The organism is Enterobacter sp. S-33 (assembly GCF_028735835.1).
Taxonomy (GTDB): Bacteria; Pseudomonadota; Gammaproteobacteria; order Enterobacterales; family Enterobacteriaceae; genus Enterobacter; species Enterobacter vonholyi.
In genome coordinates this window covers 2,305,849-2,328,625 of the sequence record NZ_CP117838.1, presented here as the reverse complement: position 1 = coordinate 2,328,625, position 22,777 = coordinate 2,305,849, and the positions used below count along the sequence as shown (strand labels likewise).

Below are 22,777 nucleotides of genomic sequence, written 5' to 3'. Positions count from 1 at the left end.
TTTGGAAGCGCCGATAACCATAAGGAATAATTCTCCTTGAGGTATTGGTTTATGTCGTTGAAAAAGTCGTCCCTGATTGTCCTGTTCTCGCTGCTTTTCTTCTTTGTTGTCAGCACCGTCACCAGCGTTGGCCTCATCATTAAAAGTAATAATTCGCTGGATAACGTCAACAAAGAGATCCAGGTTGTGTTGTCCATTATTGACCCCATCAACCACAGCCGTACGCTACGCGTGAGGGTTATGGAGTATGTGAAGATGGTGGAAGCGGGTAATACTGCCGACGAGGCTGCCAAGCTTGCCGCCGTGAAAGAGGCGCTGACCAAAGCGGACCACGCCTTTGCGGCCTTTATGGCGTCGCCGCGTCTGCCGGATGAAGCGCCGCTGGTGACAGCCTATCAGGACGGCTGGCAAAACTACCGCAACCAGGGGCTGGCGCCGCTGATCGACGCCGCCGAGGCGCACGATGTGGCTAAATTCAACGCGCTGATCCCGGAAGTCTCCCGCCTTGACCGCCAGTACGAGATCGTTCTCGACCAGGTGCTTTCCGTCCACCAGAAATACGCCAAAAGCCTGAACGAAGATGCGAGCAGTAACTTCGTCTCTGGCCTGGCGATCGTTGCCGCTATCGCCAGCCTGTTTGTGGTGGTGATTATCGCCGTTAGCCTGCTGATGAAGCGCTTTGTCTTTGCGCCGATCAACCTGGCGCGCGAGCACTGCAGCCAGATTGCGGCAGGCAAGCTGGACATTCCGGTGCCGGTGAAGGGGAGCGCACATAACGAAATCGATCATCTTATGAGCTCGATGGAGCAGATGCGTCAGGCACTGCTGGCGACAATCGCCCAGGTGCGCGATGCGAGCCATACCGTAACGCACGCAGCGCAGGAGATTGCCTCCGGAAATATCGACCTGGCGTCACGCACCGAACAGCAGGCTTCGGCGTTAACCCAGACGGCGGCCAGCATGGAAGAGCTGAGCGCGACGGTGGCGAACAATACCGACAACGTTTATCAGGCCGGTAAACTGGTGCAGGACGCGGTGAAAAATGCCCACACCGGTGAAGCGGTGACCCGTGAAGTCATCGACACGATGAATACCATCGCGGCGAACTCAAAGCGTATCGAAGACATTACCAGCGTGATTAACAGCATCGCCTTCCAGACCAACATCCTGGCGCTGAACGCGGCGGTTGAAGCGGCGCGCGCCGGTACGCAGGGTCGCGGCTTTGCGGTCGTGGCCAGCGAAGTGCGCACTCTGGCGCAGAAAAGCGCGGTGGCGGCGAAAGATATCGAAAGCCTGATCGCGCAGTCGGTATCCAGCGTGAAAAACGGTGCGGAGCTGGTGAGCCGCTCGGGCGAGGTGATTGACTCGATCATTACGTCGGTGAATAAAGTGAATACGCTGATGGAGCAGATCTCCGTCGCCTCCGAAGAGCAGAGCCGCGGGATCGGCCAGGTCGGGCAGGCGGTGACCGAAATGGACGGCGTGACCCAGCAGAACGCCGCGCTGGTGCAGCAGTCCGCCGCCGCAGCAGCCTCGCTGGAAGAGCAGGCGCAGCAGCTTTCACGGAGTATTTCGAGTTTTAGGTTGCCGGTGCAGGCTTGATTGAATGAGGGAGGCTCCGCAAGGAGCCTTTTTTGTACCTGGCATAACCGTAACTGTATAATTCAGGAGATCTCTACAGGCAGCACAAATCTAATATTAACTATCACCAGGGAAAGTTATGTTAATCATTTTTAGTGGGCTACCCGGCAGCGGTAAAAGTACCGTTGCAAAAATTGTTGCTCAAAGGCTGGGGGCTGTTTATCTGCGGGTTGATACCGTTGAGCAGGCCATTCGTTCAGTTTCTGAACCCGGCCAGAAAACGGGTCCGGAGGGCTATTTTGCCCTCTATGGTTTAGCAAGTGAGAATCTTAAGCTGGGCTCCACCGTTGTGACCGATTCCGTTAATGATATTAACCTTGTGCGAGATGCTTTCCGCAATATTGCTCTGTTGTTGAAGGTGCCTTTCCTGGAAGTTGAAATTGTCTGCTCAGACGAAAAAGAACATCGTTTTCGCGTAGAGAACAGAGTCTCTGATATCCCAGGGCTCACGCCTCCTGACTGGGAACAGGTTAAAAACCGTGAGTACGAAACCTGGGAAAGAGAACATCTCATATTGGATACCGCCCTGTTATCAGCTGCAGAGTGTGCAGATAAAGTCCTGGAAATTAAGAACGCTCTAAACCGGCCTTAAACGGTGAACAAGCGCCAGCAATGGCTTTCACGGGGCGTGTGAAAATACGCTCCCCGCAAAATTATTCATTCCCCCCAGCAATATTTCCCTCCCTCATCCGTCTACCTCATCACACGCCATAATCAGTTACTGTAAACGAGGTAAACACCATGAGAGATTTTGAAATGCACGGCAGAGGTCACGGGCGCGGATTCGGTCGCAACCGCATGGGTAAAGGCTTAGTCATCGGCGCGGTGATTTTCATCGTGCTCGGCCTGCTGGTGATGTCCCTGTGGAACGCCTTGCTCCCGGCGATCCTCGGCGTGAAAGCCATTGGATTCTGGCAGGCGCTGGGCATTCTGGTGCTGAGCCGCATTCTTTTTGGCGGGTTAGGTTTCCGACCCGGAATGTTTGGCGCGCACCGCCGGATGCACGAGCGCTGGATGAACATGACGCCCGAACAGCGCGAGGCGTTTATTCAGCAGCGTCGCGAAGGGTTTGGTCGCCACGGACGCGGTCACTGCGGCTGGCACGGTCATCGTGACGATAAGCGCGATGACGCTACGCCAAAAGCGCCGGACGCGGAGTGAGCGAGATGAAAGCCGGGGAGGCGGGCGGATCCATGCTGATGTCGGCGCTCAATGCCTGCCGCGCCCGGCTGAAAGCCTTCATTCGCGGACGGACCTCCGTGCGCGATGATGCCGACGACATTTTGCAGGAAGTGACGTATCAGCTGATGAAAGTGGAGCAGCCGGTCGAAAACGTCGCCGCCTGGCTGTTCCGCGCGGCGCGTAACGAGATGACCGACCGGGCGCGTAAAAAGCGTGAGGTATCGCTCTCCGGCTATTTTACGGGCGATGACGACGACGGTTTTCCGGAAGACGAGCTGGCCGAAACCCTGTTCGGCGTACCGCACACGCCGGAAGAGGAGTACCTCAAGACGCTGCTGTGGCAAGAGCTGGGGCAGGCGCTGTCTGAACTTCCTCCGCCGCAGCGCGAGGCGTTTGAAAAGACCGAGCTCCACGGTTACAGCATTAAAATGCTGGCAGAGGAGACCGGCGCCAGCGAACAGGCGCTGTTATCCCGCAAGCACAAGGCGGTGCTGTTTCTGCGCACGCGGCTGCGGGACGTCTATGACGCGCTGACGGGCGAATAGCGGCGACAGACAAAACCTTACACTTCCGGCACTTGTAGATTCATCACTATCGTTTATGATCGGGGCGTCTCGTCACTCTGGAATGTTATGCGCAACCGTCAGCTCCTCGGAAAATGGCTTTTGATTATCACCTGTCTCGCGATGGCGCTTTGCCTCGTGCAGCGTGCGGTGATGCTCAACCATTTTTTACAGGGACTGGATCCGCAGATTTCTCTGAGTGCTGATGCCCCAACGCAAACCAGCACCGAGCAGTCCGGGCCATCGCCCTGTCAGCTAGGCGCGCACTCGCTTCTCTGCGCCCAGCCGCTGTTCTTCGACGGCGCGCTGCCGGCCATTATTATCTTCTTCGCGCTGCTGCAGCTGTTTACGCAAGGGCGGGCAATGGCTCCTGCGCAACAGCCCGTTCAGGCGCCGCCTCCCCGAATACACCTGAAAAACTGCGTTTTCCGTGAATGAAAAACATCGTCACCACACGATAATTTTTCACTGTTCACGGAGTACAACATGGTTAACCTCTTCAGGGGATTCGTCTTCCTGTGGCTGTCCTGCATCGGCATTGCCCATGCGGCGGACACCGGCTGGCTGGTCTCCCCACAAAACGATCACGCCCGCATCCGCTTTCAGGCGGAGAGGGAACAAACGCACATTAAGGGCCTGCTCACCGTTGAGCTAAAGCCCGGCTGGAAAACCTACTGGCGATCGCCGGGCGAGGGCGGCGTGGCGCCGAGAATCAGCTGGCCGGAAGGCGTAACGGACAGCTGGTCCTGGCCGGTGCCGTCGCGCTTCGAAATCTCCGGCATGACCACGCAGGGCTATCACGATATGGTGACGATCCCGATTACGCTCGACGGAGCGAAGGGCGACACGCTCGACGGGACGCTGACGCTCTCTACGTGCAGCAACGTCTGCCTGCTGACGGACTACCCGCTCCACCTCGATTTTACCCAGCCGGTGGATGAGGGCTTCCGCAGCGCCTTCGAGCAAGCGATGCGCGCCGTGCCGGGCACGTCTGGCGTATCCACGGATCTCTCCGCCTGGCTCTCTGGCGACAAGCTGGTGATTACCGGCACCACGGACGGGAAGTGGGACAATCCGGGGATCTACTTTGACCCGCTGGAGGGTGACATTCTGCCCGGCGAGCCGGTCATTAAACATGACGGCACTGCGCTTCGGGTGACGGTACCCGTGACCGACGAATGGGGTGATAAACCCGCCTCGCTGGCAGGCAAAAGGCTGTCGTTTGTGCTGACCAACGGCGATCGGGCGCAGCAAACCACCATGACCGTTGGGACAACGCCCGAAGAGACCTCCGTGCCGGACGGGACGGGAAAAATGGTGCTCTTTGCGCTATTAGGCGGGCTGATCCTGAACCTGATGCCATGCGTGCTGCCGGTGATGGGCATGAAGCTTAACAGCATCCTGCAGGCGGGATCGGACAGGCGTGCCATCCGGCTGCGCTTCCTCGCCACCAGCGCCGGGATCCTCACCTCCTTTATGCTGCTGGCCGGGATGGTCACCGCGCTGAAGCTGGCCGGAGCGTCGCTGGGGTGGGGCATTCAGTTCCAGAACCCGTGGTTTATCGGCCTGATGGTTGCCGTGACCTTCCTGTTTGCGCTGAACCTGTTTGGGACGTTTGAGATGCTTCTCCCTTCTTCTGCCGCCGGACGACTGGCGACGGCAGGAGGATCGGGGATCGGCGGCAGCTTCTGCGAAGGAATGTTCGCCACGCTGCTGGCGACGCCGTGCTCCGCGCCGTTCCTCGGTACCGCGGTCGCGTTTGCCCTTGGCGCGCCGCTGCACGCCCTGTGGCTTATCTTCCTGATGCTGGGCGTGGGCATGAGCCTGCCGTGGCTGTTCGTTGCCCTGGTGCCGAAAACGGCCATGCTGCTGCCGAAACCCGGCCGCTGGATGAACACGCTCAGGGTCATCCTCGGCTTGATGATGCTGGTCTCCAGCCTCTGGCTGGCGACGCTGTTGAGCGTGCATCTGGGCGAGGAGGTCAGCCAGATCGTGATGCTGGGGCTGACTGCCGTCGCGCTGGTGCTGTTTGCGCTAAAGGGGCAAAAATCTTCGCCGCTGTTCTGGCTGGTGGTCATCGCGCTGTCGGCGTTCGGCGGGTATCAGGTGCGCGGTCTGCTTAACGCGCCGCCTGACGCTCCGGCACAAAACGTTGCGCAGACTATACCGTGGCAGCCGCTCAGCGAAGAGGGTATCGAGAACGCGCTGGCGCAGGGGAAACGGGTGTTTGTGGATATTTCCGCGGACTGGTGCGTGACGTGCAAAGTTAACGAGCACCGCGTACTCAGCCAGCCGGACGTGATTGCCGCGCTGCGCCAGCCGGACGTGGTGGCCCTGCGCGGGGACTGGAGCCAGCCGTCCGCGTTTATCGCGGATTTTCTGGCGAAGCGAAACCGCTACGCCATTCCGTTTAACGCGGTCTATGGCCCCGGCCTGCCTGATGGCGAGATCCTCTCGCCGCTGCTGGACAAGCGCACCCTGGTCACCACCCTGAACAACGCAAAAGGCTAACTGTGTCATGAAAAAATTCCTTATTACGCTGCTGCTCCTGCTGGCCCCGGTTCAGGTATTTGCCGCGCAGCCGCTGACGCCGGACCAGGAGCAGCGCGCGCAGAAGACGATCGCTGATTTCCTGTTTAACGATCCAAACTCCCCGCGCATCGGCGCGAAAAACCCAAAGCTCACCCTGGTGGTGTTTACCGACTACAACTGCCCGTACTGTAAAAAATTCGATCCGTACCTGGAGAAGATTGTCGAAAAACATCCGGACGTGGCGGTGGTCTTTAAGTTTTTACCTTTCCGTTCGGAAAGTTCGCTGACCGCCGCACGAGACGCGCTAACCGTCTGGCGTGCGCATCCTGAGCAGTTTATGAAGCTGAACCACACCCTGATGGCGAAAAAGGGGTACCACGATGACGCCAGCATTCAGGAGGCGCAAAAGCGGGCGGGCGTGAGCGTGACGACGCCGGACGAGGAGAGTTTTCTGACGATCAGGCGCAGCCTCATTGTGGCGGAAAAAATGGGGATCCAGGGCACGCCCGCCACGCTTATCGGCGAGGGGCTGCTTCCCGGCTGGGTGCCGTTCGAACAATTCGACGAAATGGTCAGTGAAGCACTGAAAAACCGCTAACCTGAAGGGGGCAAAATGCCCCCGATAAACCGGAGAGGGAAATGAAAAAATTACTGTTACTTTCGGCGCTGGCGACGTCAGGGCTGGTACAGGCGGCTGAAGCCATACCGGATGTGGTGAAGCAGTTCAGCGAGCAGCAGCAGATCAAAATCATCAAGAAGCTGGATGCTCCCGGCGGTGCGCCAGCCTGGCTCGGGCAGTATCAGGATATGGGCGTGACGCTCTTTCTCACGCCGGACGGCAAGCACGTGATCTCAGGTTATCTTTATGATGACAAAGGGAAGAACCTCAGCGAGGGCTACTTCCAGAAAGAGATCTACGCCCCAATGGGACGCGAGATGTGGAAGAACCTCAGCGCGGCGCATCCCCTGAAGGAAGGGGCGGATAGTGCCCCGCGTAAGGTCTTTGTCTTTGCCGATCCGTTCTGTCCGTACTGCAAGCAGTTCTGGTCCGAAGCGCAGCCGTGGGTGAAGGCCGGCAAGGTTCAGCTTAACACGCTGCTGGTGGCGTTTCTCAACCCCAACAGCGGACGTAACGCCTCAGCGATTCTGAATGCGAAAGATCCGGTTTCGGCCTGGCGCGAATACGAGCTTTCCGGTGGGAAAAAATTGCCCAAGCCTGAAGGGGACGCTTCCCGCGAAACGGTAGCGATCCTGCAAAAACATCAGGCGCTGATGGACAGCCTGGGCGCAAACGCCACGCCGGCCATTTACTATCTGAATGCGGAAAAAGAGCTGCAGCAGGTGGTGGGGATGCCGGATGCGCAGCAGCTCGAGGCGATGTTCGGGCCGAAGCCGTAAAAAAACAGGCAGAAACGGGCGTTTCTGCCTGATCGTTACTTAGCTACCCCAGCGTCCACGGAGGTAATTTACTGCCTGCTGGGTCTGCGGCTGGTTCAGGTAATCTTCACGGAACAGGATGGTGCCGTTGACGTTGGGCAGCGAATCGTTGAGATCGAGCTGCTTTTTCAGCTCCGGCACGCCGCCCTGAACCGTCCAGTCCGGCTCGTTTCTCGACGGCTCGCCAACCTTGTAGAACGCAATGCCGATATACAGGCGCGTGTGGGTCGGCTTGACGACGTCGGCCCACCATCTGGTCAGCACGTCATAGCGCGCCGCATCACGGGCGAAGGGCCAGTATATCTGCGGGGCAATATAGTCCAGCAGGCCCTGCTGCACCCACTGACGCGTATCGGCGTAGGATTCATCATAGGCCGCAGCGCCGCGGGTGTCGGAGCCTGCCGGGTCAAAGGAGCGGTTACGCCACACGCCCGCCGGGCTGACGCCAAACTCCACGTTGGGCTTTGTCTGCTTGATCGCGCGGGAGACCTGGACGATCAGCTGCTGCGTATTGTGTCTTCGCCAGTTGGCTTTCGAGGCAAACCCCTGGCCGTACTGCCGCCAGGTCTGCGAATCATTCAGCGCGGAGCCGGGCGATTCGGCATAGAAGTAATCATCAAACTGCACGCCGTCTACCGGGTAGTTCGCCACCACTTCGGTGACCACTTTGGTTATCCAGTCGCGCACCTCCGGAATGCCCGGGTCGAGCACAAAGCGGTCGCCCGAGATGCGGACCCATTCCGGGTGCTGGACATAAACGCTGGACGGGGTCTGATAGGCGGTCCGGTTAAGGGCGGCGATGGTGGACGGCTTGGTGTTGGTCGATACGCGATAGGGGTTAAACCAGGCATGGACCTTCATGCCGCGCCTGTGCGCTTCATCAAGCATAAACTGCAGCGGATCGTATCCCGGATACTCACCGATGTTGCCGGTCAGCATATCTGACCACGGTAAAATTTTGGATGACCAGAGCGCCGTGCTGTCCGGCTTCACCTGGAAAAATACCGTGTTGATGCCGAGCTGCTTAAGGTTGTCGAGTTTTGCAATCAGCGCCTGCTTTTGCATCGCGATGCGCTGGTCCGCGCTGCGGCCATTCACCGAGGCCACCGGCGGCCAGTCGAGACGCGAGACGGTCGCCAGCCAGATCCCGCGCATCGGCTGGTTTGCCTGCGGCGTCGGTTTGCTGACGGTGGGGAGAGGGGTAACCAGTGATTTGGGTGGTTTTGAGGAGCAGCTTACAAGTAAAAGTGCGCAGGCAGCCAGCGCACCAATCCGTTTTACGTGTCGCGTCATTTGCGTATTAGCTCTTGATAATCCTGCTGTTGGCCCAGGGATTAAATGCGGGCGCCGCCTGCTCTGTATTTCCCTCATCATCGAGAGAGTCCAGATACAGGGCTTCGACCTCCGCGCGCGCCCACGGGGTACGGCGCAGAAATTTCAGGCTCGATTTAACGCTGGGGTCTTTTCTGAAACAGTTAATTTTGATTCGGTCGCCCAATTCGCTCCAGCCATATTTCGCCACCAGGGCGTTGACCATCATCTCCAGCGTTACGCCATGCAAAGGATCTTTGGAAATATGTGCAGTCATAGGCGTCCGGATGTCTCGATTTTTAAGTGATTGGGATAAACGCTGAAAGGGTACAAGAAAGCAGGGGAAGCGGCAATTTTCCTTTTCCCCTCGCTCACCTTATAACGGACTCCGTGCGCTGATTTTCACCGATAATTTTTCCCGAGCTGTTTTCAATCGTAAACCGAATCGACACGTCGTCCTGGCCCACGGGCGTGGCCGTAAGCGTTTTAACCATCGTTCCCGAATCTGCTGCGATCGTCATCGCCGTCGTGCCTTTTGCCAGCACCTTGTCGCGCTGGGTGATGCGCCAGGTCAGACGGCATTCGCGGCACGGTTTCCAGGTGTCGTTGATGGCCCACAGACGCACGCTCCCCGCCGCCCCGGATTGCCACTGCGCCGTCACCGGTTCAATGGACGGCAGAACAGGCTGGTAGGCGCGTTTTAAGGCGTAAAACCCGGCTTTAGGCTTACGCAGGTAGTCCACCACGCCCCAGTTGATGGAGGGCCAGGTTTCTACAAACATGAAGTGGAACAGGGCCGTCACCGGCTGGTAGCGTTGTCGACGGTAGCTCTCTGCCGCCGTGGCCACCAGCTGAGACTGGTACGCCTGAGTATTGCGAATCATCGCCTGAATGTTCTTCCCGCGCGGAATACCGGCAAACTTAAAGGTCTGGAAGGGCTGAAAATTATGGTATTTCCAGACGGTCCAGCCGGGATCGTCAGCGGCGGTCGTTTTTGGCCAGAGCGACGCCGCCGGGATGATGGTTTTTAGCGTTGACAGGCGGGGAAGCGCCTGCGCGCCGAACTCGGTGATGATCCCCGTTTTAGCCGGAGCAAGCAGGTCGCGTACGGTACCAAAGTACCAGCCCGCCCAGTAATGCTCCTCAACGGCGGAGAAGCGGTGCACGATGCGGGAGGTATCTTCGGCAAGCGTATCCGCTACCTTTTGCGTGAGTTCGCGGTTGAGATTTTTATTCCAGTCCGGGAAGCGTTTTTCCATCCAGGGCGAGTTCCACGGCGGTTCGTTATGCCCGCCCCAGACGATAATGGCGGGGGAGTTACCGAACTGTTCGATCATCTCCCGCGTCTGTCGAACCGCATTTTCCGTGAAAGCCGCACTGTTGTTGTAGCCCCACTGCAGCGGAACATCCTGCCAGATCATCATCCCCATCTCATCGGCCACGTCATACAGCGCGCGCCCAGCAACGTGTCCGTGCACGCGTATGGCGTTGGCGTTCATGGCTTCCACCAGACGAAGATCGCGACGGTATTTTTCTCGCGTCATGGTGCTGAGCCAGGGGGAGCCGATGTAATTGCTGCCCTTAATGAAAAGGCGTTTGTCGTTAATGAGCCAGCCCTTATTGTCGGGCTGCTCGACGATCTTGCGCAGCCCGGTGCGGGTGACCGCCGTATCCATCAGGCCGTTTTCATCGCGTAATGCCACGCGAATGGTATACAGGTGCGGTTTTCCGGTACCGACGGGCCACCACAGCTTTGCCTTCGGCATGGGCAGCGTCAGCTGCACGGAATGGGCGCCGCTTTCGAGGGTAACCGGAAAATCAGCCTGGAAGCGCTTGCCGCTGAAATTGGCGGGCGTGGCGGTGAGACGGACGGTCGCCGGGCCCTGACCGAGCGCGCGATAGCGAATATCTGCTTTCAGCGCGGGGTGCGTCAGCCCCTGTGACCAGTCTGGTCGCAGGATGGTCTCATCAAGTGTGGCGCCCCGGCTAAGATGCAGCCTCACCGGTGCCCAGATGCCGCCCGAGTTGGCGTCCTGTCCTTGCGGCGACCAGGCCCCGCCGGGACGCGTGTCATGCTGGTTAAGGATCCCTTTCATGAGCGTTTTATGCAGCGGCCAGACCTTATTGGGATCTTCGTAAGGGCTGTCCACCCTGACCACCAGTCGGTTGTGACGTTGTAACGCCTGGCTGGCATCCAGCGAAAAGCGCTGAAAATAGCCCTCATGCTGGCCGAGCGGCTGGCCGTTCAGGGTGACCTCGGCCAGGTAATCGACGCCGTCAAAAACCAGGGTGCTCATTACGTCGGGCGGCTGCACGGGCAGGGAAAAGGCGTGCTTGTACCACAGCGCGCCCTGATGATCGTACCCGGCGCTGTACCAGTTGGCGGGGACCTGAAGCGGGCGCCAGCCTGATGCGGCAGGATGCGCGCTATTATTGGCGTCCTGAACCTGCCATTCTCCAGCAAGAGACCAGCTGACCGGCGCAGAGTTCGCCACCGTGTGGGTGGTCAACAGGGCAACGAGCAGCGCGCAGTTGCGAGCAATCATGCGTTTACCCCGCGCGCGTTGAGCCACGCCATCAGGCGCAGCGATTCCTTCTGAAGCTGCTGGTTTAGCGTCGTAAGCTGTTGCCCCTCCAGCGTGTGCGCCTCGCTCTCCAGCACCTGTAGCTGCTGTGCGAGCGTGCTGAAGTCCAGGGTGACGGCTTCTCCCCGTAGCTTGTGGGCCGCGCGGCGCAGCGCGTCACGATCGTCGCTGTCGATAGCCAGGGTGATGGTCTTCATGGCCTCCTCCAGCCCTTCGCCAAACAGGGCCAGCAGCTCCTGAACCAGAGCAGGGTCGTCAGCACACTGCTTCAGCAGGCGTGCTTCATCCGGGAAGTCGGAAGGGGCATCGTGGCGCGGGAGCACGCGAGCAATCTCTTCAGCGAGACGCTCCTGGCTGATGGGTTTGGCAATGTAGCCGTCGAAACCCATCTGAAGACAGCGCTCTTTATCCCCCTGCATGGCGTGTGCCGTCATGGCGACGGTGGGCTGAGCCGGTCCGGGCCGGGCGCGTTCTTCTTCACGCAGCAGGCGAATGGCGGTCTCACCGTCCATCTCTGGCATCTGAAGATCGATCAGCAAAACGTCCCACACGCCCGCGCGCCAGCGTTCCAGCAGCGCGACGCCATTATCGACGATCTGACAGATGTGGCCGAGCCGCTCGAGCAGGCGCGCGGCGACCTTCTGGTTGACCAGATTATCTTCCGCAAGCAGGACCCTGAGCCCCGCAGTGTCCGGCGCGACGGTGGGCGCGGGCGCGCTTTCACTCACCGTCTTCGGCGCACGTTCAAACGCCGCGGCAATCGCCTGATGCAATTCATTCTGGGCGATAGGTTTATGCAGGTAGTTCTGGATACCGATCCGCTTCAGCATATTGATATCAAAATGTCGGCTCATGGAGCTCAGCATGATGATGTGGCTCTCAGCAACCTGCGGCAGCACCGAAAGTTCGAGGGCTAGCGACACGCCGTCCATATCCGGCATCTGCGCGTCCAGCAGGATCAGCGGCCATGCTGTTCCCGCTTTAACCCGGTTGATGGCCTCGCTGGCGTTGTTGACGCAGGTGGGTTTCAGCCCCATCTGGCTAAGCATGGCGGCCAATAGCCGCAGGTTGGTCGCGTTATCATCAACCACCAGCACGGGCTCCCCGTTAAAGCTATGGCTATGCCGGCGTTCCTCCGGGCCAGGCGCCTGGGTTGCAAGCGGCAGCGCGAAGGAAAATTCGCTGCCTTTCCCCGGCTCGCTGGACACCGTTAATTCGCCGCCCATCGCCGCGACCAGTCGCGCAGAGATGGTTAGCCCGAGCCCCGTACCGCCATAGCGTCGGGTGGTTGAGTTATCCGCCTGGCTGAAGGCTTCAAAAATGGCTTTCTGCTTATCTGAAGGTATGCCAATGCCGCTGTCGCGCACGCGAAAACGCCAGTGTTCCGCGCTATCGCCGGGTTCAACAATGAGGATCACTTCTCCCTTATGGGTAAATTTCAGCGCGTTGCCCAGCAGATTGGTCAGGACCTGGCGCAGTCGCGCGCCGTCGACCAGCAGCACGTCGGGGACGTCGGGCGCAATATCGACCAGCAGCTCGATGCCTTTTTCGCTGGCCCCCGGCATGTGCGGGCGAATAAGCGACTGAATAAAGGGGCGGACCGGGACGGGCTCCGCCTCCAGCTCCACTTTGCCGGCTTCGATTCGGGAAAAGTCGAGAATATCGTTGATGATGTGCAGCAAAGACTGGGCAGAACTCATCACCAGCGTCAGGTAATCGCGCTGATCGGCGCTGAGCGCCGTATCCAGGCACAGTTGGGTCATGCCAATAATGCCGTTCATTGGCGTGCGAATTTCATGGCTCATATTCGCCAGGAACGCGCTTTTTGCCTCGTTGGCTTTTTGTGCCTCAATGGCCGAGGCGAACGCCTGAATTTCAGCCTCCTTGCGGCGCGTAATATCCTGCAGCGTGCCAATCACGCGCTCGGCGTTTCCCTCAATAGAGAGCGTGACCACCTGGCCGGAGAGCAGCATCCAGCGCAGTCCTTCGGTAGGGTGATGCACGCGAATTTCACATTCAAAGACCGGGCGATGATCCTGCTTCGAAGCCTGTAGAGCCTTGCGCAGCGCTGCGCGATCGTCCTCGTGAACCTGGTTAAGTAAAAAACGCACCGGATATCGCCACTGGGTGCGCGACTGGCCCAGCATGGCAAGCAGGGTATCGTTGACCTGGAGCGTGTCGCCGGAAACCTGCCAGTCCCAGATCCCGATATGGATGGATTCCGCCGTCAGCAGAAAATCGTCATGCAGCTGGTGCCGCGCCCGCTGCGCTTCATCCAGCTCGGTAATATCGCTGTGCAGGCTGACAATGCCGCCGTCCGCAAGGCGCTGGTGCTGGACGAAGATGCGCCGCTGGCCCGCCTGCCGCACTTCGCAGTGTTTATCCTGCCGACAGTTGCGCACGATCGACTCGCGCAGCGTCTGACGCAGGCCAGGGTCGACGTTGTAAACGGCGTCGATAAAGCGTTCCGCCAGCGACTCCAGCGTTGTGCCCGCCTTCAGCCACGGGGTGATGACCGGATAAAACAGGGCCACGTTGTGATTCCAGGCCTGCAGGCGTTCCTCGCGGTCATAAATCATGACGGCCGCCGGCAGCGCGTTAAGATCGTACGTGAATGCGCTCATCGTGATCCTCCTACGCGCGGTAGTGAAGTTCTGCCTGTCGGCGCAGGTATTCCAGCCCGGGCGCGATCGCCATGGCCCAGGCCGTCAGGATTTCATCGTCGCACTGCGGATCGCGCAGGCTCACCGTGTTCAACATGGCTTCGCGCCACAGGGCGAAAAAACGCGGGGGGAGGTGGAGACCGTCGTCGCCTTGCTCCCGCGCCAGGCGCTCGAGAAAATCAGGCACGATTAACGCGCCGTCCACCGCAAGCATGGCGAAGAAACTCTTAAACAGGGTCTGCTGACCCTCGCTATCCGGCAGGCGAGAAAAATGCTGCTCCGTCTCGGGCGACATATGAACGAAGGCGTCATAGAACGTCTGGAAAAACGCCGTTTTGTCATTATCCGGAAAGACGCGGTTCAGGCTGGATTCAAACAGATCGCGGTAAAATTTCACGGCGTCCTCCTTACGGCGTTTTCGCCCGGTAGACAGTGCCCGACGGGCGTATAGTCATCTGCCACACGGCGCGTAAAGTAGCTCTCTTTTTTGGCCCGGCGGGCGTCAAACAGGGGGCCCGCGTTGTGCTTAAAGAACAGGGCTTCCAGCACCGTGGCATTGGTGGAAAGGGTGAGCGCAGCGTTAGTATCGCCCGTGGCTTCCTGGCGGCCTTCGTACCAGCCTTTTTGCGGATCGTTAAGATGCTTTGTCACCGCCATCAGCACGTCGGTGTAAGGGGTGTCCCACAGGGCCCACAGGGCAAAGACCGCCTTGGTCGATACCTGCGCGAAACGGGTGTAGTCCCGGCCATCGTCACCGACAGAGTTCCAGGCATAGCCGTTTCCCCAGACCGTATCCTGGATATGCCAGGGCGCCTGCGGAAGCGAGAAATCTGCTCTGGCCGTCAGGATCTTATCGGTCTCCCAGCGGCTCTTCTGGCTCAGCCAGACGTTTTCGGCCTGCTTGCGCAGGTGCTTTTGCCGATCGGCCGCAACGCCTTCGGGCTCCCAGCCAAACTCCAGGCCCGGCAGCATATAGGGAAGGGTGGCGATCAGGGAGGGTTGCCACGTGGTGCGCGGATCCCGGGCATCGACGGCCAGACGCCGCTGGGCGATGATGACGTGGTGCGCCGGGGGCGTAAACGCTTTCTCCGGGGAAAACCCCCACAGCCGAAACGCCGTTGCGGCATATTCGCTCTCGCCCAGGCGCAGCTCCTCGCGCACCACCGGCTGGCCGTTTTGCAGGGAAGATGACCACAGTTCGCCTTCACGATCGATGACCGGACAGAAATTCCAGCGCAGGATGATTTTATCCAGGTATTCGCTGTACTGCGGTTCCCGCTCTGCGGTGAGGCGCAGGGCGAGCATCAGACGCGCCATGTCGCGCGCGGACCAGCCATTTTTAACGGGCTTGCCGCTAAAGTCGATCGGCGTCGCCGTCTGGCTGGAATAGAGTCGACCCGGCGTCCGGGCCTCGGTCAGCATCAGGCGGTTGAGGGTGCCCATCAGCCGCGTCAGGCGAGCGTCATATTCGGCGTCGTCAATCAGCCCCAGCTCTTTTGCCGCCAGCAGGGCGATAAGCGTGTCGCCCATTTGCCAGAGCGTGACGCGGGGCTGTTTGTCGCTGCCGTTGACCAGCCCGGTTTGCGGCTGGGTATTATTGACGAAATAGCGCCAGGCGATCGCCGCCCACGTCTGCTCTTCCGGCGTCAGGGCGGCAATACGCGCGCTCGAGTGCCAGCCGCCACTGATGAGCCAGCGCCAGCCTGCGCCCTGATGGGCAAACAGCGCAAAGACGATCGCGCCTGCAAGGAGTAATCCCGCAAGCCCTCTGGCTAAGGTTTTAAGCATTGCGCAGTCACCGGAGGCAGTTTAACGGGCTCGTCCACGCTGCATGACGCGCACTGACAGGCCTGGCAGGCGGGTTTGGTGCGTTGCGTGACGCCGGTCCGGTCGCACCAGCTTTTTACGGCTGGTGTGCTGGTCAGGAACGGACGGCTGCGCAGCGCGTTGTTCTCTTCAAACTGATCGAGCAGCTTTTGATCCCACAGGGACGGGGCAAAATCCTTGCTCTTCGGATTGTCGGTGTTGAAGGCCAGCAGTTTTCCCTCTTTTTTGAACAACAGGGCCTCCAGCATGATGCCGTTGTTGTTCGCGGTGAACTCTTTGATCGGGCCGTCACCGTTTTCATACAGCCCTTCGTAGTAGCCTTTTCCCTCTTCGTTGGCATTCTCAATGGTATTCAGCAGGCGGTCGGTATAAGGTGAGTTCCACAGCACCCACATGCCCAGCGCCGCCTTCAGCGAAATCGCGGCAGCGTTAGGGACGAACTGTCCCTTATCGGTAATGGTGTTCCAGTTGTACCCGTCGCTGAAGACGGTGTCATAGACGAAGTAAGGGGCCTTATCGAGCTGGTGCTCGGAGCGCGCGGTGAGGACGCCGGTAATGGTATAGCGGTTCTCCTGAGCCTGATAAACGCGGTCGGCAAAGTTTTTCATCCACGTCAGGGAGTAGTCGCGCGGGGCGTTATCCCGGTCGGTCGGTTTATCAAAGCCGAACTCCAGCCCGTAGAGCAGGTAGGATTCCGTCACCACGTAGTTATGCTGTGACGTGTTGCGCGGGTCGCGCGTATCGTACGGGACCAGCACGCAGTAGATTTCGGCCAGCTCGTAAGGCTGCGGACGGCTGGCTTTGCAGGTATTAAACCCCCACAGCTGGAAACCGGCCGCGCCGTACTCTTCATAGCCCAGTCGACCTTCCTGAACGTACTTCGGCTGGCCGTTCTCCAGATAGGCCCCGTACAGCGTGCCGCAGGGGTCGATCGCGTGGCTGAAATCCCAGCCGAGCACCACGTTATCAATGCTGTTGCCGTATTCCGGGTAACGCTCCTTGATGATTTTCAGCCAGACCAGCATTCGCCCGATATCCAGCGCCGAGAAGCCAATTTCGCCGGGCTTGTTGGTGTAGTCCACCTTCTGGCCGCTGATGGTGTTATAGGCCTTGTTGGGGAGTTCGTTGCGGAACAGTACCAGGGTGTTTAACGTGGCGAGGAATTTCAGCATCCGGCGGTCAAATTCCGCTTTATCAACGATCCCGAGCTCGCGCGCCGCCGTCAGGGCGGCCAGATAGGAGGCGCTGTCCCACATGGTGGTGGAGGGATATTTGTTGACCGCATTCACCAGGCCCGTCGTGGACTGATAGTTGGAGACGAAATACTGCCAGGCGTTTTTGGCTATGGTCATCTCTCGGGCGGTCAGCTCGCCGCTGCGCGGGGAGTAACCTGATGCAGGGAGCTCGGTGTCCGCACGCACGGTCGATAGCGCCAGCCAGCAGATCGTTATTCCCGTGAGCAGGTGGAAAAGGATCGGGGATCGTGGCTTCATGGCGTTGCTCCTGCTGAGGGGGAAGTGTAGAGGCAGGCCAGACAGAGCATCTGGCCATGCGCGATGTAAGACAGACTTTCCAGCACAATGGCGTTGGTATCGGCGTCTACGACGCCATTGACGCTGTTGTTGAGATTTAACCCGCGCTGCCAGCCTTTACCCGGCACCTGAAGCGGCAGAACCTGCTGGCGCAACGCTTCGCTCCAGCTGTTGCGGAACAGGGCATACCAGGCAAACGCGGTGCGGGTGGAGGTAATCGCCACTTTCTCCGGCACCTCGTCGCGCAGGTTACGCGCCTGTACCGGCTGCCTGTCCGGCAGATCGTTAACGTAATCCGGCGCGGGTTCGGCATAATCCGTGCTGATCGGCGGTTTTGGCGCGCGCAGGCCGTGGCGCCGCAGCTGGATCTGCATAATCCTCCACGCAATTTCAGCGCTCTGCGCATCAAAGCCCAGCTCAAGACCGGTTAACAGGTAGGGGAGACTGATCAGCGAAGTTTGCTTGCCCCAGGGCGTGCGTAGCCCTTCATCGGGCACCATTACGCCATCCAGATCGATCATCTTTTGCCCTTCAGGCGGGTTGGTCACCGCGAGTCCTGCCGCGCTGTCAATCAGGCGCAGCGTATGGCTGGCGTAGAGACGGTAACCAAAACTGTCCCGCTGTTCGTCATCGGTGAGCGTCCAGTGGTGGAGCGGCACGGCTGCCTGACTTTGAGCGCTATTTTCAATCAGAGCGCCGGTGTTCCAGAGGCTAAACAGATCGTGGATAGCCGCCGCGTGCTGGGGATAGCGCCATAGCAGGGTCTGTAATGCCGTCAGCAGCCGGCTCAGACCGATTGCGGAGGCGTCAGGCTTGCCCAGAATCTTGAGCGTGTCCGCATGGTAATAGGCGGCGGGGAGACCTTTGTCATTGAGCGGCAGTTGCCCCAGCGTGAACACGGCGGTGCTGACTCTCTCGTCAAACTCATCGGCGGAAATAATATTGAGCTGCTCTGCGGCAGCGGTCGCAAACAGGTAGCTTCCCACGCTCCAGAGGCTCAGCCAGGGTTCACCGTCGCTGGCGTTCGCCAGCCCGTTTGGCTGGGTATTATTCACGTAGTATTGCCAGGCGACCCGAGCCCAGATGGCTTCGTCATAGGTCAGCGCCCGTTTTGTGGGCAGCGGCGGAAAGTCTTTACTGAGCGCGATGCCGCCGCTGCTTTCCACGCGCGTGGGCATCTGTTTCTCCACCCAGACCACAATGGCAAAGCCGATCAGGAAGCCGAGCAAAATGGTGAGGTAGCTGCGCGCGGGCAGCAGGGCATCACGTATCCTCATTGGGTGACCTCGTCCTCTTCAGCGGGCGTCCACATGGCTGCGAAAATCAGCGGCAGCATAGCGGCGATGTTCACCCCTCCCCAGAAAATATTGATGACATAGCCGGAGGGGTCATCCACCTGTCCACGCGCCACCTGGATACCGCCCCAGATAAGCCCTGCGAGGGTCAGCACCACGATGGCAATTTGCGGCTTCACCAGGTAGAGAAAACGGCCCGTCTGCCGCTCTTTTGGCGTGACGTGAAATTTGATCTGTTCGCCCCGCAGCACCGTATTGAGCGCGCGCAGGTTCATGGAAAAGAAGGAGAGGTATGAGGCCCTGCCGTCCCAGGCCGAGATCCCCCAGGTGCCGAACATAAAGGCCAGCTCGGAGAAAATAAAAAACGGCAGAAAATGCAGATAGAACGGCGTCGACCAGGCGGACACCGGCGGAATGCCGGTGAACAGATAGATAATGGGTGAAATCAAAAACACCGTGTTCCATACGCAGGCCATGTATGACCAGAAGGTGGTGGCATACATCAGCGTCTGGGGCAGAGAGAGCCTGAAGCGGCGACGGCTGAAGATGTTGTCATGAAACAAAATATCCAGCGAGCCGGCGGCGTACTTAAAGCGCTGGATCATCCAGGTGAGCATATCCTGCGGAGAGAGCATCTTCGACTCAACCCGCGGATGCATAACCGAGCGCCAGCGTCGTGCGGCGTCACCGTGCAGCAGCACCGAGGTGTAAATATCTTCCGAGACGTGGAATTTGTAGGGGGTAAGCTCGGTGTCAAACGCCACGTGCGGACGCATTGCATTCTGCAGCGCGTCCCGGGTCTCCTCATCGCGAATATCGCGCGTGTGACGATGGATCTCCTCTTCGACGGACCAGACGTAGCTTCTCAGCGCGGCCTGCATGACCGCCTCGCGACGGTGAATGGACGCCGCGCCACAGCAAAAAGCCGCGTTCGCCCAGTTGCGCCGCCGCAGGATCACGTCATAGAACATGCGCGGATCGTTAAAAAACGGGTCGCGGCCTATCGTGACCGGGCCAACACACTTTTGAATCAGCCAGCCCAGACCGTAGCCCACTTTTCCGGCTTTTCGCTGGCCCCAGCGCGACAGGTTTTCTCCTTCCGGAAGATCGAAGAACCACTGCGGCGTCTGTACCCAGGCCACGTCCGGATCGCGAAAATAGCCCAGCGTATGGCTGAGCAGGGTGGGAAATACCCGGGTATCGGCGTCGCAGATAACAATGAAATCGCCGTCGGTTTGCTCAAGGCCGTTGCGCAGGTTGCCGGCCTTAAAGCCGATGTTGGTCTGGCGAGTGATATAGTTAACGCCTTCCTCTTCACAAACGGCTTTCATCTCCGGGCGGCGGCCGTCATCAAGCACGTGGATGCGGTAGTCAATCGGGAACGGGTACGCCATCTTCAGGGCATCGCGAATGGACAGCCTGACCAGCTCGGTGTCTTCCGAGTAGGTGGCAATGAACAGATCCACCTTTACGGGACGGGGCTCAACGGCCTCCTCAGGCGACAGACATTCGTTAATTTCGCCGGGCGGCGGACTTTGAGGAGGATCCTGTTCTTTCCACAAATTGATGGTAAACAGCACGGTGCCAATCCACGCCAGGGTTTCGGCGAGGACCAGCGGAATGGCATACCATAATGCGTCAGTATTCAGGGAGGCGGTCCAGCGCCAGTAAATATAATTGGCACCCAGAATAAGCGCCGCGACCGCCAACACCTGCCAGGTCATCATTACCCAGCGCGGTGTTGTTAACGGTTCCGGAGGACGACGATGTTCAAAACGGGAAAAATAAAAATCCATAGTTCCGGCGTTCCTGATTCCGTGAAAATGCAGACCCATTCTGCTGCGCAGACAGTTGCCCAAAAGCGAAAGAAAATAGCGATTAAACAAGATTTAAGATAAGTGTAGAACGCCGAATAAAAGTGTCCAGCCACGTTTTTATTAATATTTAGCGGTGGTTAATTCAGCTTAAATTCTGCTTAATATCTTTCATCTGCTGACGATAAATTGCGGTTACTATTCCTTTAGGCTATCTACTTTATTTAGACCTTAATTTTCGTTTTCAGGCAAAGGACACCCTATGAGCCATGTTGCGCCGTCGGTAGCGCAAGAAGATGACGCTAAATCAACAGCGTGGAGGTATGCCGTTGCAGGTGCCAGGGACCTGAGAATCGACTTTATGCGCGGCATTGCCCTCGTCATGATGGTCGTGGCGCATACGGAGGTGATGTCGGTATTTAATATATTCTCCTGGGAGCGTTTTGGGTTAACAACCGGTGCAGAAGGTTTTGTTATTCTCTCGGGGTTTATGCTGGGCATGCTGAACCGCGCGCGTTTGCAAAAAGTGGTTTTGCTCACGGTTTCCTGGGGGCTTTATCTCAGGGCGTGGAAAATATATCGTGTAAATATCATTATCATAGTGTCCTTTATTCTCCTGGCCTATATCCCGCATATTAACGTTTTCGAGGTCACCCATTTTACCGACCGTTTTTCGGGTGAAAGCTGGTCGCTTTATCCTGTTACACCGCAAATTAAAGAGACCTGGTTCAACATTATCCTCTATTTGCAGATTGGCCCTCATCAGACGCAAATTCTGGGGCTGTATATCTTTTTGCTGCTACTCAGCCCGCTATTTTTGGGGATGCTGCAGAAAGGAAAGGTCTGGTGGCTGCTGGGGCTGTCGCTGCTGGTGTACGGCCTGTGGCAGCGCTGGCCGCTTCGGCTGACGCCGTCGGAATTCGAATTTGCCTTCCCGCTGCTCGCCTGGCAGTTCATCTTTGTGCTGGGCATGGCCAGCGGCTGGTATAAAGCCGAACTGCTCTCTTTCGCCCGGACGCCGCCGGGGAAAGGGGTGGTAGTGGCGCTGGTCATGGTGTCGCTGGTGCTGGGATTTGTCGCCCAGAACCATACCAACCCGTTTATGCCGCCCGCGCTGCTGATGCACGTCATCCCGCCTGACAGCTTCAATTCGTTTTATCACACCTGGGCGGCGAAGAACGGGCTGGGCCCGGTAAGGGTGTTAAACGATATCGCCCTGATGGTCACCGTCTACCTGGTGCTGACGTATTGCTGGACGCCGCTCAATCGCCTGCTGGGATGGTTCCTGATCCCGCTCGGCCAGCACTCGCTTTATACCTTTATTTTGCATGTGTACGTGGTGCTGCTGGTGAGCCAGTTCATCACCTTCGACTTATGGCGTCATGCCTGGATAGAGAACACGTTAGTGCATGCGGCGGCACTGGGTATTTTGTGGCTGATGGCAAAATACGACGTCGGCGCACGCTGGATACCTAACTAAGGATGGCGGTTATGCGCGAAAAATGGCTTCTGGCGGGCGTGCTGCTCGCCGCGATACCCGCCGCGGAGGCGGCGCAAAGCAGTGAAAATGAATCCCTGCGCGATAAGAACGGCGAACCCGTTCAGGCAGGCGTCTTTACCAGCCGCTGGGGGCGCCTGTTCTCGGGTAACGACAAGAAATTCTCAGGTGCGCTGAGCTTTAGCTCGGGACTGAAAGAGCAGTGGATGAGCATTCCGAACAGTTCAGACACCGCCACGGAAAAGAAAAAGTTTAACCAGACGCTAAATCTCAGCCTTCAGTATTCCCCCTACAGCTTCTGGTTTGCCAACATTACGTCCCGACTGCCGGTCAGAGACACCAGCCGCTACACCGCCGATTTTCGCTACAGCTTCGGCTACGATGACTGGCACGCCAACACCGTCAGTCTGGTTTACAGCAACTACGGCGATAACCACTTCTGGACGTCGGGTAGCCGACGACACACCTATTTCGAACAGGGCGCCTTTACGCTGGCCTACAAGTTTTCGCTACCGAAACCGGTCGAAAACACGCTCCTGATTAATAAAGGGGATTCCATCATTTGCCAGGTCGGGTACAGCTGGGTGCCGCGCTACTACGATCTCAGCAGCGATGACATTCGCAAAAATAAAAACGTCATGCTCGGCGGCTGCGGCTACACCTTCAAACAACATTTCTTCGTTCGCGCGACGGCATTCTGGTTCCCGGACAGCAGCCAGCAGCAGCCCTGGAACGGCGATTACAGCTACAGCTTCGGTTATGCCGGCTATACGCCGGGTTCGTTCTCCATCCAGTACGCGAACTATGCGGGAACGCGCTATCCGGGGCACGGTAACGGGAATGCAAAATTCAGGGAAGGGACCGTGAGCCTCATCTGGTTCTTACCGCTTTAGGAGG

The 22,777-nt window shown here is 58.5% G+C and carries 19 protein-coding genes; 10 read left to right on the top strand and 9 right to left on the bottom strand.

The window, feature by feature from the left end; all coding sequences use genetic code 11:
• Nucleotides 1-51 precede the first annotated feature (51 nt).
• From PUP35_RS10985 to dsbG, 8 genes are all read left to right on the top strand, one after another.
• Nucleotides 52-1,602 (top strand): methyl-accepting chemotaxis protein, encoded by a 1,551-nt coding sequence (locus PUP35_RS10985; protein ID WP_271367919.1) that lies wholly within the window; start codon nt 52-54, stop codon nt 1,600-1,602.
• 118 nt (nt 1,603-1,720) lie between these two features.
• Nucleotides 1,721-2,233: an AAA family ATPase gene (locus PUP35_RS10980; protein ID WP_274239421.1), complete on the top strand. Its 513-nt coding sequence runs from the start codon at nt 1,721-1,723 to the stop codon at nt 2,231-2,233.
• A 149-nt stretch (nt 2,234-2,382) separates the two neighbouring features.
• Nucleotides 2,383-2,802 carry a hypothetical protein gene (locus PUP35_RS10975; protein WP_274239419.1) on the top strand — a complete coding sequence of 140 codons (420 nt, stop codon included), beginning with the start codon at nt 2,383-2,385 and terminating at the stop codon, nt 2,800-2,802.
• A 5-nt stretch (nt 2,803-2,807) separates the two neighbouring features.
• On the top strand, nt 2,808-3,368 hold the full coding sequence (locus tag PUP35_RS10970; RefSeq protein ID WP_115875122.1) for an RNA polymerase sigma factor: 561 nt from the start codon (nt 2,808-2,810) through the stop codon (nt 3,366-3,368).
• Nucleotides 3,369-3,455: 87 nt separating this feature from the next.
• Complete coding sequence (locus tag PUP35_RS10965; RefSeq protein ID WP_133294457.1) at nt 3,456-3,824, top strand: hypothetical protein; 369 nt, start codon at nt 3,456-3,458, stop codon at nt 3,822-3,824.
• A 48-nt stretch (nt 3,825-3,872) separates the two neighbouring features.
• On the top strand, nt 3,873-5,897 hold the full coding sequence (locus PUP35_RS10960; protein ID WP_274239415.1) for a protein-disulfide reductase DsbD family protein: 2,025 nt from the start codon (nt 3,873-3,875) through the stop codon (nt 5,895-5,897).
• A 7-nt stretch (nt 5,898-5,904) separates the two neighbouring features.
• Nucleotides 5,905-6,516 (top strand): DsbA family protein, encoded by a 612-nt coding sequence (locus tag PUP35_RS10955; RefSeq protein ID WP_115875118.1) that lies wholly within the window; start codon nt 5,905-5,907, stop codon nt 6,514-6,516.
• Nucleotides 6,517-6,557: 41 nt separating this feature from the next.
• On the top strand, nt 6,558-7,316 hold the full coding sequence (gene dsbG, locus PUP35_RS10950) for a thiol:disulfide interchange protein DsbG (RefSeq protein WP_274239414.1): 759 nt from the start codon (nt 6,558-6,560) through the stop codon (nt 7,314-7,316).
• Nucleotides 7,317-7,355: 39 nt separating this feature from the next.
• Here the strand turns inward: dsbG and PUP35_RS10945 are convergent, their stop codons facing one another.
• From PUP35_RS10945 to PUP35_RS10905, 9 genes are all read right to left on the bottom strand, one after another.
• The gene (locus PUP35_RS10945; protein WP_274239413.1) at nt 7,356-8,648 is read right to left on the bottom strand and encodes a glycoside hydrolase family 10 protein; all 1,293 of its coding nucleotides are present in this window, start codon (nt 8,646-8,648) and stop codon (nt 7,356-7,358) included.
• Between the two features lie 7 nt (nt 8,649-8,655).
• Nucleotides 8,656-8,943 carry a VF530 family DNA-binding protein gene (locus PUP35_RS10940; protein ID WP_111963589.1) on the bottom strand — a complete coding sequence of 96 codons (288 nt, stop codon included), beginning with the start codon at nt 8,941-8,943 and terminating at the stop codon, nt 8,656-8,658.
• A 94-nt stretch (nt 8,944-9,037) separates the two neighbouring features.
• Complete coding sequence (locus PUP35_RS10935; RefSeq protein WP_274239410.1) at nt 9,038-11,212, bottom strand: glycoside hydrolase family 2 protein; 2,175 nt, start codon at nt 11,210-11,212, stop codon at nt 9,038-9,040.
• On the bottom strand, nt 11,209-13,875 hold the full coding sequence (locus tag PUP35_RS10930; protein ID WP_248174250.1) for a hybrid sensor histidine kinase/response regulator: 2,667 nt from the start codon (nt 13,873-13,875) through the stop codon (nt 11,209-11,211). The genes PUP35_RS10935 and PUP35_RS10930 overlap by 4 nt, the downstream gene beginning before the upstream one ends.
• Nucleotides 13,876-13,885: 10 nt before the next feature.
• Nucleotides 13,886-14,311, bottom strand: coding sequence for a globin (locus PUP35_RS10925; protein WP_127730963.1), 426 nt, complete (start codon nt 14,309-14,311; stop codon nt 13,886-13,888).
• Nucleotides 14,308-15,702, bottom strand: coding sequence for a DUF3131 domain-containing protein (locus PUP35_RS10920; protein ID WP_274239404.1), 1,395 nt, complete (start codon nt 15,700-15,702; stop codon nt 14,308-14,310). Before PUP35_RS10920 ends, PUP35_RS10925 begins: the two co-directional genes overlap by 4 nt.
• A complete protein-coding gene (locus tag PUP35_RS10915; RefSeq protein WP_274239402.1) occupies nt 15,687-17,234 on the bottom strand; it encodes a DUF3131 domain-containing protein in 1,548 nt (515 codons plus the stop codon). Before PUP35_RS10915 ends, PUP35_RS10920 begins: the two co-directional genes overlap by 16 nt.
• A complete protein-coding gene (locus PUP35_RS10910; RefSeq protein WP_274239400.1) occupies nt 17,231-18,550 on the bottom strand; it encodes a DUF3131 domain-containing protein in 1,320 nt (439 codons plus the stop codon). The genes PUP35_RS10915 and PUP35_RS10910 overlap by 4 nt, the downstream gene beginning before the upstream one ends.
• A complete protein-coding gene (locus tag PUP35_RS10905) occupies nt 18,547-20,364 on the bottom strand; it encodes a glycosyltransferase family 2 protein (RefSeq protein WP_133294448.1) in 1,818 nt (605 codons plus the stop codon). Before PUP35_RS10905 ends, PUP35_RS10910 begins: the two co-directional genes overlap by 4 nt.
• A 280-nt stretch (nt 20,365-20,644) precedes the next feature.
• On the opposite strand from PUP35_RS10905, the gene opgC reads away from it, so the two are divergent.
• A complete protein-coding gene (opgC, locus tag PUP35_RS10900) occupies nt 20,645-21,862 on the top strand; it encodes an OpgC domain-containing protein (RefSeq protein WP_136194891.1) in 1,218 nt (405 codons plus the stop codon).
• An 11-nt stretch (nt 21,863-21,873) separates the two neighbouring features.
• Nucleotides 21,874-22,773: a hypothetical protein gene (locus tag PUP35_RS10895; RefSeq protein WP_115876070.1), complete on the top strand. Its 900-nt coding sequence runs from the start codon at nt 21,874-21,876 to the stop codon at nt 22,771-22,773.
• The last annotated feature ends 4 nt before the right edge of the window (nt 22,774-22,777 follow it).